A 17,775-nucleotide genomic window follows, 5' to 3' on the forward strand; every position below is an offset into this window, starting at 1 on the left:
AGTCCGCATGACGCCCCTCGCCCCACCTCAGGTCACCGACCACGGCGGAGGCGTGCGGAGCATCAAGGTCCCCATCCCCGACAACCCGCTCGGGCACACGCTCGTCCACGTCCTCGACACCGACCGCGGGCCCGTCCTGATCGACACCGGCTGGGACGACCCCGACTCCTGGGACACCCTGGTGGCCGGCCTCGCCGCGTTCGGCATCCCCGTCACCGGCCTCCACGGCGTGGTCATCACCCACCACCACCCCGACCACCACGGCCTGTCGGGGCGGGTCCGGGAGGCGTCGGGCGCCTGGATCGCGATGCACGCCGCCGACACCGAAGTCGTCGTACGGACCCGGTCCGCCGAACCGGGCGTCTGGTTCGACTACATGAGCGAGAAGCTGGTCACCGCCGGCGCCCCCGAGGAGCACATCGCCCCGCTGCGGGCGGCCCGGGCGAGCGGCCGGATGCGGACCCTGCCCGGGCTGCGGGCCGCCGTCCCCGACCGGGAGATCGTCCCCGGCGAGCTGCTGCCCCTCGCCGGGCGGAGGCTGCGCGCGATCTGGACCCCCGGCCACACCCCCGGCCACGTCTGCCTGCACCTGGAGGAGGCCCACCCGGCGGACCTCCCCGGCAACGGCCGCCTCTTCTCCGGGGACCACCTCCTGCCCGGCATCTCCCCGCACATCGGGCTGTACGAGAACCCGCAGGACGAGCGGGTCACCGATCCGCTCGGGGACTACCTCGACTCCCTCGAACGCGTCGGCCGCCTCCGCCCGGCCGAGGTGCTCCCCGCCCACCAGCACCCCTTCACCGACGCCCCGGCCCGGGTGCGGGAGCTGCTGGCACACCACGAGGAACGGCTGGACGGGCTCCGGGAGCTGCTCGCCGAGCCGCTGACCCCGTGGGGGCTCGCCGAGCGGATGCAGTGGAACCGGCCCTGGGAGCAGATCCCGTACGGGTCCCGGAACATCGCGGTCTCCGAAGCCGAAGCGCACCTGCGGCGGCTGGTGAAACAGGGCAGGGCGGAAGCGGTGCCGGGCACGGACCCGGTGACGTACCGGGCGGTGTGACGTACCGGCCGGTGTGTGCCGCCCAGGGCGCGGCACCCGGGCGGTGCGCCGCCCCGGGCCCCGGCGCCGGGTAAGGGGCGCTCCTCAGTTGCACCCCGGGCAGGCGGCCCCCGGGGGGCCGGACCCGGGCCGGTACAGTAAGGCCGTCGTCCACACTTCCGTACGGGGGCAAGCCGGTGCGAATCCGGCGCTGACCCGCAACCGTGACCCGCACCGGCGCCGCCGGGGGCGGGAAGCCGGGATGCCCCGCCGGGAGTGCGCGGCTCGTGCCGCCGGGCCCCCGGCGGCCGGCACCGTCGAGGAATACGGAGCCGGAGCCCGGTACCCGCGTGTGCCTGCCCCCGCTCCCCCAGCACGAGAGGCACCCGCCCCGCCATGAACGTCCGCCGCAGCGCAGCCGCGCTCGCCGCCTCCGCCGTGCTCTGCCTGGGCGCCGCTCCCGCCGCACTCGCCGCCCCCTCCCCCTCCCCGGCGCCGGTGATCCCCTCCGGTCTGTTCGGCCAGGCCGACCCCACCTACGACGGTGTCTGGCGCCAGTCGTTCGCCCTGCTCGCCCAGCACACGGTCGGTCTGCGCCCCGCCCCGCAGGCCATCGCCTGGCTCAGCGGCCAGCAGTGCGCCGACGGCGGCTTCGCCTCCTTCCGCGCGGACGCGACGAAGGCGTGCGACCCGGCGACGCCGCTGGACACCAACGCCACCGCGGTGGCCGTGCAGGCACTCAAGGCGCTCGGCGGCCACGACGCCCAGGTCAAGAAGGGCGTGGACTGGCTCAAGTCCGTCCAGAACGAGGACGGCGGCTGGGCGTACGTCCCGGGCTCCCCGAGCGAGGCGAGTTCCACCTCCGTCGTCATCAGCGCGCTGGCCGTGGCGGGCGAGAAGCCGGCCGACGTCACGTCGAAGGCGGGCAAGTCCGCGTACGACGGCCTGCTTTCCTTCCGGCTGGGCTGCGACGCCGAACCGGCCTCCGACCGGGGTGCCTTCGGGTACCAGCCGACCGACGGCAAGCTCCCCGCCAACGCCGACGCGACGGCCGCCGCGACCCTGGCCGGCCTCGGCAAGGGCGCCGTCGTCGCCCCGGCCTCCACGGACACCCCCGCGGCCGCCCCGGCCTGCCCGGCGGGCGCACCCGACCCCGCGGCCGCCGCCGAGGGCGCGGCCGGGTACCTGGCCGAAGCCCTCAAGAAGGACGGCCACTTGACGGCCGCCACCCCGGGCGCCGACCAGCCCACCCCCGACACCGGCAACACCGCCGACGCCGTCATCGCCCTGGCCGCGGCCGGCCACAAGCAGTCGGCGGCGGGCGCGCTGGAGTGGCTCAAGGGCAACTCGGCGCAGTGGGCCAAGGGCAACCCGGCGGCGCTGGGCACCCTGGTCCTCACCGCACACGCGACGGGCACCGACCCGCGGGCCTTCGGCGGCACCGACCTGATCGCGGCGCTGAACGCGACGGGCCCGGCCCCGCAGACGCCGGCGACGGGCGCCATGCCCGCACGTGACAAGGACGAGGACGGCTCCGGCAACATCGGCTGGATGATCGGCGCGGGCGCCGCGGCGGGCGTCGGCATCGGCTTCCTGCTGAGCGGCCGCCGGAAGAAGAACCAGGTCTGATGCGCCGGCTGCCCGTTTTCGCCGCCGCCCTCGGCGTCCTCCTCACCCTCCTGGCCGCGTCCCCGGCGCTGGCGTCGAGCTACCGCTACTGGTCGTTCTGGGACGGCGGCGCGAAGGGCCCCTGGACGTACGCCACCCAGGGGACGGCGGCCCGTCCGGCGGACGGAACCGTCGAGGGCTTCCGCTTCGCGGTGAGCAAGGACGCCGGGGACCGGGCGTCCCGGCCGCGGGCCGACGCCGACTTCGCGGCGGTCTGCGCGGGCACCCCGGCGGTGGAGGGCAAGAAGCGGGTGGCCCTGGTCATCGACTTCGGGCTCCCGCAGGACTCGCCCTCCGGTGAGACCCCGCCGCAGGCCGGACCGCGCACCGCCTGCGCGCAGGTGGCCCCGGACGCCACGACCGCCGAGGCGCTGGCTTCGGTGGCGAAGCCGCTGCGCTACAACAGCGCGGCGCTGCTGTGCGCGATCTCCGGCTACCCGGGGCAGGGCTGCGGGGAGCCGCTCGCGGAGGGCGCGCGGCAGGAGCCGAAGGCCGCCCCGGGCGGTGACGGCGGTCCCTCGGCGGGCCTGCTCGCGGGTACCGCGGCGGTAGCCGCCCTCGCGGCGGCCGGCGTCTGGCAGTCCCGCCGCCGCTCCCGATGACGCCGCTCCCGCGGGCCCCGCGCACGGACACCCCGCACGGCGCCGCACCCGGCCACCTGGCCCCGGCCGGGGACGGTCCGGGCGGGGCCGGTGAGGGGTCGCGCGTGCCGGCGTACGACGCAAGGGGCTTGGGCAGGGCTCCCGAGGCACGTCGGGGCAACGCCCTGCACGCAGGGGCCTGGTGGGTGTGGGCGCTCGGGCTCGCGACCGCCGCCTCGCGCACCACCAACCCGCTCCTGCTCGGGCTGATCGTCGCCGTCGCCGGTTACGTCGTCGCCGCCCGCCGCACCGCCGCGCCCTGGGCGCGCTCCTACGGCGCGTTCCTGCGGCTCGGGCTCGTCGTCATCGGCCTGCGCCTGGTCTTCTCCACCCTGCTCGGCTCGCCCGTCCCCGGCGCGCACACCCTCGTGACCCTCCCGGAGGTCGCCCTGCCCGCATGGGCGCAGGGCATCCGTCTCGGCGGTCGCGTCAGCGCCGAGCAGCTGGTCTTCGCCTTTTACGACGGCGCGAAGCTCGCCACCCTGCTGGTGTGCGTCGGCGCCGCGAACGCGCTCGCGAACCCGGCCCGGCTGCTCAAGTCGCTGCCCGCCGCCCTGTACGAGGCGGGCGTGGCCGTGGTCGTCGCGATGACCTTCGCGCCCAACATGGTGGCCGACGTGGCCCGCCTGCGCACCGCCCGCCGGCTGCGCGGGCGCCCCACCGGCGGGGTGAAGGCCGTCCTGCAGATCGGCCTGCCGGTACTGGAGGGCGCCCTGGAGCGCTCGGTGGCGGTGGCCGCCTCCATGGACGCGCGGGGGTACGGCCGCACCGCGCAGGTCCCGCCCGCCGTGCGCCGCACCACCAGCGCGCTCACCCTCGGCGGACTCCTCGGCATGTGCGCCGGAACGTACGGGCTGCTCGCGGCGGAGGGCGCCGTGTTCGGCCTGCCCGTCCTCCTGATGGGCCTCGCCCTGGCCCTGGCCGGACTGCGCCTGGGCGGCCGGCGCAGCGTCCGCACCCGGTACCGGCCCGACCGGTGGGGCGGCCGGGCCTGGCTGGTCGCCGGGTCGGGCGCGGCGGTGGCGGCCCTGCTCGCCTACGCCGGGGCGGCGGACCCGCAGGGCCTGCGCCCGGGGGTGGTGCCGCTGGTCGCCCCGGCGCTGCCGCTGTGGCCCGCGGCGGCGATCCTCATCGGGCTGCTCCCCGCCCTCGTGGCACCCGTACCGCCGAAGGAGGCGTCGTCGCTGTGATCCGGTTCGAGCAGGTCTCGGTCACCTACGAGGGCGCCCGCGCCCCCGCGCTGCGGGACGCGGACTTCACCGTGCCGGAGGGCGAGCTGACGTTGCTGGTCGGCCCGTCGGGAGTCGGCAAGTCGACGCTGCTGGGTGCCGTCTGCGGGTTGGTCCCGCACTTCACGGGCGGCCGGCTGCGGGGGCGGGTCACCGTTGCGGGACGGGACACGCGCACGCACCGGCCGCGGGAGCTCGCGGACGTGGTGGGCACGGTCGGGCAGGACCCGGCGGCCCACTTCGTGACGGACGTGGTGGAGGACGAGCTGGCCTACGGGATGGAGTCGCTGGGGCTGCCACCTGCGGTGATGCGGCGTCGGGTGGAGGAGACGCTGGACCTGCTGGGCCTGAACGAGCTGCGGGACCGGCCCTTGGCCACCCTGTCGGGCGGTCAGCGGCAGCGGGTCGCGATCGGGTCGGTGCTCACCCCGCACCCGCGCGTGCTGGTGCTGGACGAGCCGACGTCCGCGCTGGACCCGGGGGCGGCGGAGGAGGTGCTGGCGGTCCTGCAGCGCCTGGTGCACGACCTCGGCACGACGGTGCTGATGGCGGAGCACCGCCTGGAGCGGGTGGTGCAGTACGCCGACCGCGTGCTGCTCCTCGCCGCACCGGGCGCGGCCCCCGTCCTCGGCAGCCCGGCCGAGATCATGGCGGTCTCCCCGGTCCACCCCCCGGTCGTCTCCCTCGGCCGTCTCGCGGGCTGGTCCCCGCTCCCGCTCTCCGTCCGCGACGCCCGCCGCCTCGCCGCCCCCCTCAAAGCCCGCCTCGCAGCGGCACCGCCCCCTACCCCGGCCGCACCTACGCTTCACCCGGCCCTCGTGACCGGTTTTCCGGCCCCGCGGACGCCCGAGGCCGGTTCTCCCACCCCGCCGATGCCCGGGGCGCAGCTTCCGACCCACCCCCACCCGGCCCCGCCGGCGCGCGACACCGGTTCCCCCACCCCGCCGACACCCGAAGCCGGTTCTCCCACCCCGCCGGCGCCCGAAGCCGGTTCTCCCACCCCGCCGGCGCGCGAGGCCGGTTTTCCAGCCCCGCCGGCGCGCGAGGCCGGTTCTCCCACCCCGCCGGCGCGCGAAGCCGGTTTTCCAGCCCCGCCGGCGCGCGAGGCCGGTTTTCCAGCCCCGCCGGCGTTTGAGGCGCGGGGCGCGGGGCGGAGCCCCGCACAGCCCGGCGCAGCCGGGGCCGCTCGCGCGACGGCGCCGCACACCTCCCTCTGGGCCCGCCTCCGCCGACGCGACCCCGCCACGAAACCCGCGGAGCAACCGGCGGAGCAACCGGCGGAGCAACCGGCCCGGGTCACCCACCTCACCCTGCGCCGCGCCCGCGCCGAGGTCCTCCACGACATCACCCTCACCGTCACCCCCGGCGAAACCATCGCCCTCATGGGCCGCAACGGCGCCGGCAAGTCCACCCTCCTCGCCGCCCTCGCCGGCACCCTCGCCCCCACCACCGGCGAGGTGCTCGTCGGCGGCCTCACCCCCCACCGCACGCCACCCCCGCAGATGATCCGCCGTGTCGCGCTCGTCCCGCAGGACCCCCGTGACCTCCTGTACGCCGACACCGTCGCCGCCGAGTGCGCCGCCGCCGACTCGGACGCGGGCGCCGCCCCCGGCACCTGCCGCGCCCTCGTCACCTCCCTCCTCCCCGGCGTCGCCGACGACACCCACCCCCGCGACCTGTCCGAGGGCCAGCGCCTGGTCCTGGCCCTCGCCTTGGTCCTGACCGGCGAACCGGCCCTGCTGCTGCTCGACGAGCCGACCCGCGGCCTCGACTACGCCGCCAAGGCGCGACTGGTCGAGCTCCTGCGCGCCCTGGCCGCCGACGGCCGCGCCATCATCCTGGCCACCCATGACGTCGAGCTCGCCGCCGAGCTGGCCCACCGCGTGGTGGTCCTGGCCGGCGGGGAGGTCGTCGCCGACGGCCCGACCGCCGAGGTGGTCGTCTCCTCCCCCGCCTTCGCCCCGCAGGTGGCCAAGGTCCTGGCGCCCGGCCACTGGCTCACGGTGTCCCAGGTCGCCGCCGCCCTGTCCCCGCCGCCGGAGCCTTCGGCAAAGGCCTCCACGGCCCCGGAGGGCCGCCCCTCATGACCGCCGCCCGCCCCCTGCCCCTCGGGCCCCGCGCCGCCGCCGCGCTGACCCTCGTCACCCTCATCGGCATCGCCGCCTTCGGCTGGCCCCTGCTCGCCGACGGCCGCTCCGGCCTCTCCCACTCCCAGGACGCCCCCTGGCTCTTCGCGGCGCTCCTGCCGCTGCTGGTTGCGGTGGTCGTCGCCACGATCGCCGACCAGGGGATGGACTCCAAGGCCGTCGCCATGCTGGGCGTGCTGGCCGCGGTGGGCGCCGCGCTGCGACCGCTGGGCGCCGGTACGGCCGGCCTGGAGCCCATGTTCTTCCTGATGGTGCTCAGCGGCCGCGTCCTGGGTCCCGGTTTCGGTTTCGTCCTCGGCTCCGTGACGATGTTCGCGTCCGCGCTGCTCACGGGCGGTGTGGGGCCGTGGATGCCGTTCCAGATGCTGGCGCTGGGCTGGTTCTCGCTGGGCGCCGGGCTGCTTCCGGGGCCCGGCCGGATCCGGGGGCGGGCCGAGGTGTGGATGCTCGCGGCGTACGGGTGCGTGGGCTCGTTCGCCTACGGCACGGTCATGAACCTGCAGGGCTGGGTGCTGCTCCAGGGCATGGGCCAGGGCATCTCCTTCCACCCGGGCGACCCGGTGCCGGCGAACCTGGCCCGTTTCCTCGCGTACTGCCTCGCCACCTCGGTCGGCTGGGACCTCGGCCGGGCCGCCCTGACCGTCGTACTGACGCTCGCGCTCGGCACGACCCTGCTGAAAGCGCTCCGCCGGGCGACGCGGAAAGCAGCGTTCGATGCCCCGATTTGCTTCGATATGCGTTGAAAGTGGCCCCGACCACACCCTATTTCGTTGCACGCCCGGTCACACAGCGTGAGATCCGGGCCCTTTCGGGGTGAGGCGGCCCACAGGACCCACGTCACATACGGCGCTCTTTAGTAGCCTCCCGGGCCCCCGTTCGACCCCCGCAAAACCCGCCCTGACCTGCGCGGACCCCTGCCGGAGCGCACCCGGGTCACAGGGGGCCCGCTATGAAAGTGCCTAGTAACAGGGGTCGTTGCCAGGGCTGCCCGGACCTGGCTAACTGGGTGATGTCGCCACGGCGGCAGGGGTTCCCACCCCCCGCCTGACGAACCCCTCTCCTTTGCGTGAGTGGCTCACGCATGTCTTCGGCATGCAGCGACCGCCCTTGTCCCCTTCGGAAGGTTCCCTCCGTGTCCAACGCCGTCATCCGCCGCATCGCCGCCACCAAGAAGACCCTCGCGGGCTCCGTCCTCGCCCTGGGCGTCGCCGGCTCCATGCTCGCCACGGTTCCCGCCCAGGCGGCCCCGATGGACGCCAAGGCCATCGCGCGCCAGATGATCAAGGACCCGGCGCAGTTCGCGGCCTTCAACCAGATCGTGTCCCGCGAGAGTGGCTGGAACCACACCGCCACGAACGCCTCTTCCGGCGCGTACGGCCTGGTCCAGGCCCTGCCGGCCTCGAAGATGGCTTCCGCGGGCTCCGACTGGAAGACGAACCCGGCCACCCAGATCAAGTGGGGCCTGGACTACATGAACTCCCGCTACGGCAGCCCCGTGGGCGCCTGGAACTTCTGGCAGTCGCACCACTGGTACTAAGCCGCCAGTGGCAGCGGACGCCGCACGACGCACCTGAGTGGTGCGTGTGCGAAGGCCCCGGTGGCCGGCCTCCCCAGGCCGGCCACCGGGGCCTTCGGCTTTCCCCATCCCAATGGGTTCAGTGGCGGTACGCCCCTCGGCGACCGCCGTCACAGCCGCTGGATGATCGTCCCGGTCGCCAGCGCGCCGCCCGCGCACATCGTGATCAGCGCGAACTCCTTGTCCCGCCGTTCCAGCTCGTGCAGCGCGGTGGTGATCAGCCGGGCGCCGGTCGCGCCGACGGGGTGCCCGATCGCGATGCCGCCCCCGTTGACGTTGACCTTCTCCAGGTCCTGGTCGAAGACCTGCGCCCAGCTGAGGACGACCGAGGCGAACGCCTCGTTGATCTCGACGAGGTCGATGTCCCTCAGGGACATCCCGGCCTTGCCGAGCACGGCCCGCGTCGCGTCGATCGGCCCGTCCAGGTGGTAGTGCGGATCCGCACCGACCAGCGTCTGGGCGACGATCCTGGCCCGCGGCTTGAGCTTGAGGGCGCGGGCCATCTTGCGCGAGGCCCACATCACGGCCGCGGCGCCGTCGGAGATCTGGGAGGAGTTCCCGGCGGTGTGCACGGCGGTCGGCATGACCGGCTTGAGCCGGGCCAGCGCCTCCATGGAGGTGTCCCGCAGCCCCTCGTCCCGGTCGACCAGTCGCCACATGCCCTGGCCGGCCGCCTGCTCCGCCTCGGTGGTCGGCACCTGCACGGCGAAGGTCTCGCGCTTGAAGCGCTCCTCGGCCCAGGCGGCCGCGGCCCGCTCCTGGGACAGCAGGCCGAGCCGGTCGACGTCCTCGCGGGTCAGGCCCCGGCGGCGGGCGATCCGCTCGGCGGCCTCGAACTGGTTGGGGAGGTCGACGTTCCACTCGTCCGGGAAGGGCTTGCCGGGGCCGTGCTTGGAGCCCGAGCCGAGCGGGACGCGGCTCATGGCCTCGACGCCGCACGCGATGCCGATGTCCATGACCCCGCCGGAGATCATGTTGGCGACCATGTGGTTGGCCTGCTGTGAGCTGCCGCACTGGCAGTCGACGGTGGTGGCGGCGGTCTCGTAGGGCAGGCCCATGGCCAGCCAGGCGTTGCGGGCCGGGTTCATCGACTGCTCGCCGGCGTGGGTGACGGTGCCGCCGACGATCTGTTCGACGCAGTCGGGCTGGATTCCGGTCCGGGCGAGCAGTTCGCGGTACGTCTCGCCGAGCAGGTAGGCGGGGTGGAGGTTGGCGAGCGAGCCCCCGCGCTTTCCGATGGGGGTGCGTACGGCTTCGACGATGACGGGTTCCGCGGCCATGAGCTCGTCCTCTCCTGCACGGTGCCGGCGCGGCGGGCCGTCCCGGCGCCCCGCCTGAACTAGTACGCGTTCTACTTCTCTGCGCAGTCTTATGACCCGCAGGCCCGGCACGCAAGGGTCTTGCACGCGGCTTACACGGATTCCACACGCAACAGCCGACGCCGCGGCCCTTGTCACTTCTAGAACTCGTTACTACCTTCGAGCCATCTTCTGATGGGCTGTCAGACCTTGGAGTCGCCCGATGTCGTGTCCCGCGCTGCCCGAAGGCTTCGACGCCACCGACCCCGACCTCCTCCACGCCCGCGTCCCCTTCCCGGAGTTCGCGCAGCTGCGGCGGACGGCGCCCGTGTGGTGGTGCGCCCAGCGGCGGGGCGTGACCGGCTTCGACGACGAGGGGTACTGGGCCGTCACCCGGCACGCGGACGTCAAGTACGTCTCCACGCACCCGGAGCTGTTCTCCTCCACCCTCAACACGGCGATCATCCGCTTCAACGAGCACATCCGGCGTGATGCCATTGATGCCCAGCGCCTCATCATGCTGAACATGGACCCGCCGGAACACACGCGCGTGCGCCAGATCGTGCAGCGCGGCTTCACCCCCCGGGCGATCCGCGGACTGGAGCAGGCACTGCGCGACCGCGCGCGGAAGATCGTCGAAGAGGCGCTGTCCGCCTCTGCCGACGGCAGCTTCGACTTCGTCACCCAGGTCGCCTGCGAACTCCCCCTCCAGGCCATCGCCGAGCTGATCGGCGTGCCGCAGGAGGACCGCGCGCGCATCTTCGACTGGTCGAACAAGATGATCGCCTACGACGACCCGGAGTACGCGATCACCGAGGAGGTCGGCGCCGATGCGGCGATGGAACTCATCGGTTACGCCATGAACCTGTCCGCTGCGCGCAAGGAGTGCCCGGCCAAGGACATCGTGACGCAGCTGGTGGCCGCCGAGGGCCAGGGCAACCTGGGCTCCGACGAGTTCGGCTTCTTCGTGCTGCTGCTGGCGGTCGCCGGCAACGAGACCACCCGCAACGCCATCAGCCACGGCATGCACGCCTTCCTCACCCACCTCGAGCAGTGGGAGCTGTACAAGGACAGGCGCCCGTCGACGACGGCGGAGGAGATCGTGCGCTGGGCCACGCCGGTGGTGTCCTTCCAGCGCACCGCCACCCAGGACACCGAGCTCGGCGGGCAGAAGATCAAGGCGGGCGACCGGGTGGGGCTGTTCTACTCCTCCGCCAACCACGACCCCGAGGTGTTCGAGGACCCGGACGTCTTCGACATCACCCGCGACCCCAACCCCCACCTCGGGTTCGGTGGCGGCGGGCCGCACTTCTGCCTCGGCAAGTCCCTGGCCGTGATGGAGATCGACCTGATCTTCAACGCGCTCGCCGATTCCCTGCCCGACCTGCGCCTCGCCGGGGACGGCCCGCGGCGGCTGCGCGCGGCCTGGCTCAACGGGATCAAGGAGCTCCGGGTCAGCCACGGCCGCGGCTGACCCGTGATCCAGGGCGGCAGGGGCCGCTCCCGCCCACGCCCCGGCCCCTGCCGTCCGCTGGTCTACCGGTTCGTGACCTGCGAAACCGTTGTCCTTGCGGCGTCGGGGCAGCACACTTCGCGGATGAACCTTCAGGAGGAACGCGGGGCCACCGACGCGGTGGAAGCCCGCTGGCAGCGCATGCCCTTGACGTGGCGGCTGGTGCGGGACCGGGCCGAGTCCAAGACGCTGAGCCAGGGCGTTCTGGCGCTGCTGGCGGCGGCCTCCGCCGAACCGCGGCTGCGCCGGCTGTACCCGTTCACGAAGCAGTGGACCCTGTGGTTCAGCTCCCGTACGAGCCCGCCGTTCAACGTCGACGTGCCGGCGGCCGAACCGCTGCCCGACGGCCGGTTCCGGGTGCGCGGCCCGCGTGGGGAGCAGGTCGTCGGCGAGACCGACACCGCCGAGGCCGCGATCGCACTCGTGGTGGCGCAGCTGCCCGCGGACGGGCAGGCGTAGGACGTCGAGCGGTGTCCCGGGTGGCGGGGGCGGTGCTGCGGCCCCATCCTGGACGGACGCGGCGATCCATCTAAGGGGTGCCGGAGCGGGCTCGATGCCGTGCTCCGGCACCCCTTCGGCCTGCGCGGGGGCCGCGTGGGGAACGCCTGGGGCCGCGCGCGCCTGCACGGGCCGCATGTGCACGCCCTGCGCGGGCCGCATGTACGCGCCCTGCGCTGCGCCCGTGTGCGGGTCAGGCGCTGGTGCGCTCCCCGGACGGGTTGGCGCTGCCCATCCGCTCCGGCGTGCGCGGGCGCGGCATGCTGAGGCTGACGTCGGCCGGCGCGAGCGCGCCGCGCGGCCCGGAGAGCACGTAGACCAGCCCGAACCCGGCGGCGACGACGAGGGCGCCGCCGACCGCGTCGAGCACCCAGTGGTTGGCGGTGGCGACGATCGCGCACACCGTGATCAGCGGGTGCAGCGCCCCCAGCAGCTTCTGCCAGGTCTTGGGCGCCAGCACGATGATGACGATCCCGCACCACAGCGACCAGCCGAAGTGCAGCGAGGGCATCGCCGCGTACTGGTTGGAGATGGCGGTCATCGCCCCGTACTGGGGGTGCGCCAGGTCCTGCACCCCGTGCACCGTGTCGACGAACCCGAGGTCGGGCATCAGGCGCGGCGGCGCGAGCGGGAACAGCCAAAAACCGACGAGCGCGAGGACCGTGGCCAGGCCCAGCGAGGCCCGCGCCCAGCGGTAGTCACCGGGGCGGCGCCAGTACAGGACGGCCAGGATGGTCAGCGGGACCACGAAGTGGAAGGAGGTGTAGTAGAAGTTGAAGAACGCCTTCACCGGGGGCGCGTTGACCACCGCGTGGTTCACAGCGTGCTCGATGTCGAGGCCGAGCGCCTTCTCCATGCCGTGGATGAGCCTGCCGTTGCTCTCGGCGAGGCTGCGGCTGGTGGGTGCGGCGGCCCGGATGTGCGAGTAGAGCGAGTACCCCACCCGTATCAGCAGCAGCTCCAGCAACAGGTTGGGGCGCGACAGTACGCGTCGCCAGAACGGCATCAGCGGCACGCGTGACCAGCGGGCGGCGGCCGGCCGCCCGTAGGCCGTGGGTACGGGCTCGCGCCAGTACGGGGACGAGCGGGGCAGGAACGGTACGGCGCAGGCCGCGGCCAGCGCCGTCAGGAGCAGCACGTTGTCGCGTACGGGGGCCAGCGCGGCCAGGTTCGGCAGCAGCACGTCCGCGGACAGGGTCATGGCCAGGACCACGGCCACCGGCCACACGGTGCGGTCGGCGGCGCGCCTGCCCACCTTCCCGGCGACCGCGAGCAGGACCCACAGCAGCTGGTGGCGCCAGCCGGCCGGGGAGACGGCGACGGCCACGCAGCCGGTGATCGCGGCGGCGAGCAGCAGTTGCCCGTCGCGGGCGTAGCGGGCCGCGCGGCGCAGGCCGGTCCAGACGACTGCGGCGGCCAGGGCGACGTAGAGGACGATCTCGCCCGGGCCGCTCAGGCCGATCCGCAGCAGGGCGCCGTGCAGGGACTGGTTGGCGAGGCTGTCGGGGGCTCCGCCGAGGCCGGTGCCGGCGACGTTGTGCACCCAGTACGTCCACGAGTCGCGCGGCAGCGACGCCCAGGACAGCGCGGTGGCACCGGCGAAGGTCACGGCGGCGGCCCTGGCCCCGGCGCGGCGCCCGGTCAGCCACAGCAGCGGCGCGAAGAGCAGCAGCCCGGGCTGCAGCGCGGCGGCGAGGCCGACGAGGAACCCGGCCGGCCGCTCGGCGGGCACCCGGAAGGCGGCGAGCAGCACCAGCAGGACGGGGAGTACGGCGGTCTGCCCGGGCGAGGCGGCCTCGCGGACGGGCAGCGACACCATCATCAGCGCGACCAGCACGGGCGCGGCCAGCAGCGCGGTGCGGCGCGGCACCGGGTCGGGCAGCGCCCGGGCGGCCACCAGCCCGATCGCGGCGACGAACAGGAGCGTGACGCAGGTCCACGCCACCTCCAGCGAGGGCGCGGCGAACCCGACGAACGGCTTGAGGACCAGGCCGGCGAAGGGTGTGCCGGTGAACTGGCCGGAACCGCTGTCGTAGAGCGAGCCGGGCAGGCTGCCCGGGAGGTGGAAGGCGCTGAGCCACTGCCCCGGTGGGACGCGCAGTACGACGGCGGCCTGTCTGACGGCGAGTACCGCCGCCAGCGCCCACAGCAGGAGGCGCGCCGCCCCGAGCCTTCCGCCATCGCCTATGACCCCGGCATGTCCGGGTCCACCCCTGTGCTCCGCCGCGTTAGCCACGCCTCGCCGGCCTCCCGCCCTGTTGACCGCAACCCTGACTTCGCCTGGCTGCCGCGCTTCATGCACCACTTGATTACCTGGGGACGACGATATCCCGCGCGGGATCCCTAGGATGGCGGGCATGAGCATCGTGAAGATCAACGCGCTGACCGTGCCCGCCGAGCAGCGGGAGGTGCTGGAGCAGCGGTTCGCCTCGCGGGCGGGGGCCGTGGAGGGTTCGGACGGGTTCGAGTGGTTCGAGCTGCTGCGTCCGGTGGAGGGCACGGACCAGTACCTCGTGTACACGCGGTGGCGTTCCGAGGAGGACTTCCAGGCGTGGATGGAGGGCCCGATGAAGGCGGCGCACCAGGGTGGCGGTGGTGCGGGTGGCGGTGAGCGGCCGAAGCCGGCCGCGTCGGGTTCGTCGGTGTGGTCGTTCGAGGTCGTGCAGCAGGCGGCGCCCAAGCCCCAGGGCTGAGGCCCGGGCCCCAGGGGCTGGGGGCCGGGGCCGGTCGGCGGCCGCCGTCCGTTGTTCTTGGCGCGCGGCGGCTGTCCGTTGTTCTTGGCGGGCGGCCGCCGTCTCCTTGCGGTTCTTGCCCGGCCCTCAGCCCCAGAAGGTGTTCTCCTCGTCGATGTCCTGGGTGCACTGGTCGATGTCGCTGATCTTGCCGCCGACGATGGTGAAGAAGAGGCCCTGGTGGATCTCGATCCCGCGGTCGGCGCGGTCGGCGCGGGTGTTGTAAAAGGCCATGGCGTGGCCGCGTCCGTCCACGAGCACCGACAGCAGCTCGACCCGCATGGTGCCGCCGGTCTCCTCGCCGAAGGCGCGGTAGAGGTCCAGGACGGCTTGGCGGCCCTTGTGGTGCCCGGAGAGCATGTTGTCGCCGGGTACGTGGTGGATGACGTCGGCCGTCATGAGGGAGCCGAGCGTCTCCAAGTCGCCGCTGTTGAAGGCCTCGTAGCCACGGCGGACCAAGGCGGCGTCAGGGTGTTCGGACATGGCGCCCACATCCTCTGATCGAACTCTGGCCGGCATTCCGACCTCAGTGATTTACCCCTTTTCACATCATCGGGCCGCCCCTGTGGATATTCCAGCGCAGCCATCCGCCGACCGCCCCAGAATGACGCCATGACCAGCGAACAGAGCACGGAACAGCACACGGAACAAAGCAACGCACAGGCCGGCGAGCAGATCACCGCAACGGGCACCTGGCAGGTCGCCCCCGAACCGTTCACCACCACCGACGCCACCGCCCTGCGCCGCGCGTACTACGCCGAAGTCGCCGGCCGGTACTGGCGCAGGTCCGTCACCGAGGACGAGATCGACCAGGGGCTGCGCGACGACCCGGCCGACGGGCTCGCTCCGCCGACGGGCCGTTTCGTGGTCGGCCGGTACGACGGCCGTCCGATGTCCTGCGGCGGCATACGCCTCCTCGATGCGACCACCGCCGAACTCACGAGGGTGTACGTCGACCCGCGCGCCCGCGGCACCGGCGGCGGGGCGGCCCTGCTGAGGGCTCTTGAGGACGCGGGCCGGGAACTGGGCGCCGAGCGGGTCCGCCTGGACACGCGGTCCGATCTCGTGGAGGCGCGGCGCCTGTACGCGCGGCAGGGGTATGTGGAGATACCCGCCTACAACACCGGCCCGTATGCGGAGCACTGGTTCGAGAAGCCGATATCCGCGACGGACGTCCCCGAAGGGGCGTGAGCGACGCCGGGACCTGGCCGTACTTCGGCGCAGTTGAGGGCGTGGGCAGCTGACGGACGTGCGCAGCTGACGGCGTCCACAGCTGCGGCTCGCCCTGCCGACCCCGCGGGTCAGTGGCTGGAGTGGTCGCGGCGCGAGAAGGTGTCGTAGGGCTCCTCGGCGTCGGATCCGCACAGCTCGTCGTTGAGCTCCTTGAGCAGGTCGGCCAGGTCGGTCGGCCGCTCAGGACCCCACCAATCACCGAGCAGCTGGGCGAGCGACTCCTCCCTCGCCCGGGCCAGCCGGGCCGCGACCTCGCGGCCGCGGTCGGTCAGGATCAACGGCAGCCCGTCGCGGACGGCGAGCCCGCGCTCCTCGACCTGGCGGGCGGCATCCGTGATGGTCTTGAGCGGCACGGTGGTGCGTTCCGCCAGCACCGCCGGCTCCGCCGATCCGTACTTGTTGATCCGCAGCAGCATCCAGCTGGCGGCGGGCAGCAGATCGAAGCCGGCCTTCTCGGTGATCTTCTCGTAGACGTGGCGGCGGCCCTCACGGGTGCCGAGCACCGACAGCGCCCGGGCCACCTCGTCCCGGGAGGAACGCTGGACGGGGTTGGTGGCCAGGGTCTCGCTCCCGTCGGGTGCGGTGACCGAGCCGCGCAGCTTGTCCTCCTTGAGGAACCAGGCGACGACGAAAGCGACGAGGACCAGCGGCACGGCGTAGAGGAACACGTCGGTGATGGAGGACGCGTAGGCGTCGAGCACGGGCGGCCGAAGAGCAGGCGGCAGCATCGCGACTGCCCGCGGGTCTGCCTCCAGACCGTTGACGCTCACCCCGGGAGGCAACGGCACCCCGGCGAGGGCGGCGGACAGCTCGTCACCCAGACGGTTGTTGAAGATCGTGCCGAAGATGGCGACGCCGAAGGAGGCGCCGATGGAACGGAAGAAGGTCGCGCCCGAAGTGGCGACGCCCAGGTCCTCGTAGCGGACTGCGTTTTGCACCACGAGGACCAGCACCTGCATGACCAGGCCCAGACCGGCGCCGAAGACGAAGAAGTAGACGCTCATGACCAGATCGGAACTGGTGCGCTGCAACTGGTGCAGGAGCAGCAGGCCGACCGCGGTGACGGCGGTGCCGACGATCGGGAAGACCTTCCAGCGGCCGGTCCGGCTGACGATCTGACCGGAGCCGGTGGAGGAGATCAACAGGCCGAGGACCATCGGCAGCATGTGGACACCGGACATCGTCGGTGAGACGCCCCGGACCACCTGGAGGAAGGTGGGCAGGTAGACCATCGCGCCGAACATCGCGAACCCGATGACGAAGCTGATCACCGAGCAGAGGGTGAAGGTGCGGATCTTGAACAGGCTCAGCGGCAGGACGGGTTCCGCGGCCCGCCGTTCGACGGCGATGAAGGCGACGAGCAGCACGGCGGCCAGCACGACGAGGCTGATGACCTGCGCCGACCCCCAGGGCCAGGTGGTGCCGCCCAGGGAGGCGACGAGCACGAGGCAGGTGGCGACGGAGGCGATGAGGAACGTGCCGAGGTAGTCGATGGTGTGTTTCGAGGGGCGCCCCGGAATGTGCAGGGCGGCCGCGATGACGAGGAGGGCGACGAGACCGATGGGGAGGTTGATGTAGAAGACCCAGCGCCAGGACAGGTGGTCCACGAACAGGCCGCCCAGCAGAGGGCCGAGGACGCTGGTGGCGCCGAAGACCGCACCGAAGAGGCCCTGGTACTTGCCGCGTTCGCGGGGCGGGACGAGGTCTCCGACGATCGCCATGGACAGCACGATCAGGCCGCCGCCGCCCAGACCCTGCAGGGCGCGGTACCCGATGAGCTGCGGCATGTTCTGTGCCAGCCCGCACAGTGCCGAACCGATGAGGAAGATGACGATGGCGGCCTGGAACAGCTTCTTGCGTCCGTACTGGTCACCCAGCTTGCCCCACAGCGGTGTCGCGGCCGTGGAGGCGAGGATGTAGGCGGTGACGACCCAGGACAGGTGTTCCATGCCGCCGAGGTCGCTGACGATCGTGGGCAGCGCGGTGGAGACGATGGTCTGGTCGAGTGCCGCAATGAGCAGTCCGAGCAGCAGCGCGCCGATGGCGACGAGCGCCTCACGGGAGGTGTGCTCCGAGCGTGGACGGGGGTCCACCGCCGATGTGGTCACTTCCTGTGCCATCGGCTCCTCCGTAAATGTCTGGGCCTCGGGCAGGACAACATCTCCATCCTGAGCGGTGTGTCCGGTTATGGCCTGTCGGGA

The 17,775-nt window shown here is 73.3% G+C and carries 15 protein-coding genes; 11 read left to right on the forward strand and 4 right to left on the reverse strand.

Annotation, left to right across the window (positions count from 1 at the left end; genetic code table 11):
• The first annotated feature begins 7 nt into the window (after positions 1 to 7).
• The 7 genes from OHA81_RS10465 (at position 8) to OHA81_RS10495 (ending at position 8,261) form a co-directional block, all read left to right on the forward strand.
• Positions 8 to 1,060 (forward strand): MBL fold metallo-hydrolase, encoded by a 1,053-nt coding sequence (locus tag OHA81_RS10465; RefSeq protein WP_329194886.1) that lies wholly within the window; start codon positions 8 to 10, stop codon positions 1,058 to 1,060.
• A gap of 375 nt (positions 1,061 to 1,435) precedes the next feature.
• Positions 1,436 to 2,668: a prenyltransferase/squalene oxidase repeat-containing protein gene (locus tag OHA81_RS10470; RefSeq protein ID WP_329194887.1), complete on the forward strand. Its 1,233-nt coding sequence runs from the start codon at positions 1,436 to 1,438 to the stop codon at positions 2,666 to 2,668.
• Positions 2,668 to 3,309: an SCO2322 family protein gene (locus OHA81_RS10475; RefSeq protein ID WP_329194889.1), complete on the forward strand. Its 642-nt coding sequence runs from the start codon at positions 2,668 to 2,670 to the stop codon at positions 3,307 to 3,309. Before OHA81_RS10470 ends, OHA81_RS10475 begins: the two co-directional genes overlap by 1 nt.
• Positions 3,310 to 3,437: 128 nt before the next feature.
• Positions 3,438 to 4,538 (forward strand): energy-coupling factor transporter transmembrane protein EcfT, encoded by a 1,101-nt coding sequence (locus OHA81_RS10480; protein ID WP_329194891.1) that lies wholly within the window; start codon positions 3,438 to 3,440, stop codon positions 4,536 to 4,538.
• The gene (locus OHA81_RS10485; RefSeq protein WP_329194893.1) at positions 4,535 to 6,664 is read left to right on the forward strand and encodes an ABC transporter ATP-binding protein; all 2,130 of its coding nucleotides are present in this window, start codon (positions 4,535 to 4,537) and stop codon (positions 6,662 to 6,664) included. Before OHA81_RS10480 ends, OHA81_RS10485 begins: the two co-directional genes overlap by 4 nt.
• Positions 6,661 to 7,467 (forward strand): ECF transporter S component, encoded by an 807-nt coding sequence (locus tag OHA81_RS10490; protein WP_329194895.1) that lies wholly within the window; start codon positions 6,661 to 6,663, stop codon positions 7,465 to 7,467. Before OHA81_RS10485 ends, OHA81_RS10490 begins: the two co-directional genes overlap by 4 nt.
• A gap of 338 nt (positions 7,468 to 7,805) precedes the next feature.
• A complete protein-coding gene (locus OHA81_RS10495; protein ID WP_329194897.1) occupies positions 7,806 to 8,261 on the forward strand; it encodes a transglycosylase SLT domain-containing protein in 456 nt (151 codons plus the stop codon).
• Between the two features lie 149 nt (positions 8,262 to 8,410).
• On the opposite strand, the gene OHA81_RS10500 is transcribed toward OHA81_RS10495, so the two are convergent.
• Positions 8,411 to 9,580, reverse strand: coding sequence for a steroid 3-ketoacyl-CoA thiolase (locus OHA81_RS10500; protein WP_329194899.1), 1,170 nt, complete (start codon positions 9,578 to 9,580; stop codon positions 8,411 to 8,413).
• Positions 9,581 to 9,821: 241 nt separating this feature from the next.
• Between OHA81_RS10500 and OHA81_RS10505 the strand changes: the two genes are divergently transcribed.
• Both OHA81_RS10505 and OHA81_RS10510 read left to right on the forward strand, forming a co-directional pair.
• Positions 9,822 to 11,072, forward strand: coding sequence for a cytochrome P450 (locus OHA81_RS10505; RefSeq protein ID WP_329194901.1), 1,251 nt, complete (start codon positions 9,822 to 9,824; stop codon positions 11,070 to 11,072).
• Between the two features lie 123 nt (positions 11,073 to 11,195).
• Positions 11,196 to 11,570 (forward strand): DUF6193 family natural product biosynthesis protein, encoded by a 375-nt coding sequence (locus tag OHA81_RS10510; RefSeq protein WP_329194903.1) that lies wholly within the window; start codon positions 11,196 to 11,198, stop codon positions 11,568 to 11,570.
• 232 nt (positions 11,571 to 11,802) lie between these two features.
• On the opposite strand, the gene OHA81_RS10515 is transcribed toward OHA81_RS10510, so the two are convergent.
• Positions 11,803 to 13,845 carry a bifunctional glycosyltransferase 87/phosphatase PAP2 family protein gene (locus OHA81_RS10515; RefSeq protein ID WP_329194905.1) on the reverse strand — a complete coding sequence of 681 codons (2,043 nt, stop codon included), beginning with the start codon at positions 13,843 to 13,845 and terminating at the stop codon, positions 11,803 to 11,805.
• A gap of 121 nt (positions 13,846 to 13,966) precedes the next feature.
• On the opposite strand from OHA81_RS10515, the gene OHA81_RS10520 reads away from it, so the two are divergent.
• Positions 13,967 to 14,302, forward strand: a complete 336-nt coding sequence (locus OHA81_RS10520) for an antibiotic biosynthesis monooxygenase family protein (protein ID WP_329194907.1) — start codon at positions 13,967 to 13,969, stop codon at positions 14,300 to 14,302.
• A gap of 126 nt (positions 14,303 to 14,428) precedes the next feature.
• On the opposite strand, the gene OHA81_RS10525 is transcribed toward OHA81_RS10520, so the two are convergent.
• On the reverse strand, positions 14,429 to 14,824 hold the full coding sequence (locus OHA81_RS10525; protein ID WP_329194910.1) for a nuclear transport factor 2 family protein: 396 nt from the start codon (positions 14,822 to 14,824) through the stop codon (positions 14,429 to 14,431).
• A gap of 129 nt (positions 14,825 to 14,953) precedes the next feature.
• On the opposite strand from OHA81_RS10525, the gene OHA81_RS10530 reads away from it, so the two are divergent.
• Complete coding sequence (locus OHA81_RS10530; protein ID WP_329194912.1) at positions 14,954 to 15,532, forward strand: GNAT family N-acetyltransferase; 579 nt, start codon at positions 14,954 to 14,956, stop codon at positions 15,530 to 15,532.
• 110 nt (positions 15,533 to 15,642) lie between these two features.
• On the opposite strand, the gene OHA81_RS10535 is transcribed toward OHA81_RS10530, so the two are convergent.
• Positions 15,643 to 17,694: an MFS transporter gene (locus OHA81_RS10535; protein WP_329194914.1), complete on the reverse strand. Its 2,052-nt coding sequence runs from the start codon at positions 17,692 to 17,694 to the stop codon at positions 15,643 to 15,645.
• Between the last annotated feature and the right edge of the window lie 81 nt (positions 17,695 to 17,775).

It is taken from the genome of Streptomyces sp. NBC_00667, from assembly GCF_036226825.1.
In the GTDB taxonomy this organism is placed as follows: domain Bacteria; phylum Actinomycetota; class Actinomycetes; order Streptomycetales; family Streptomycetaceae; genus Streptomyces.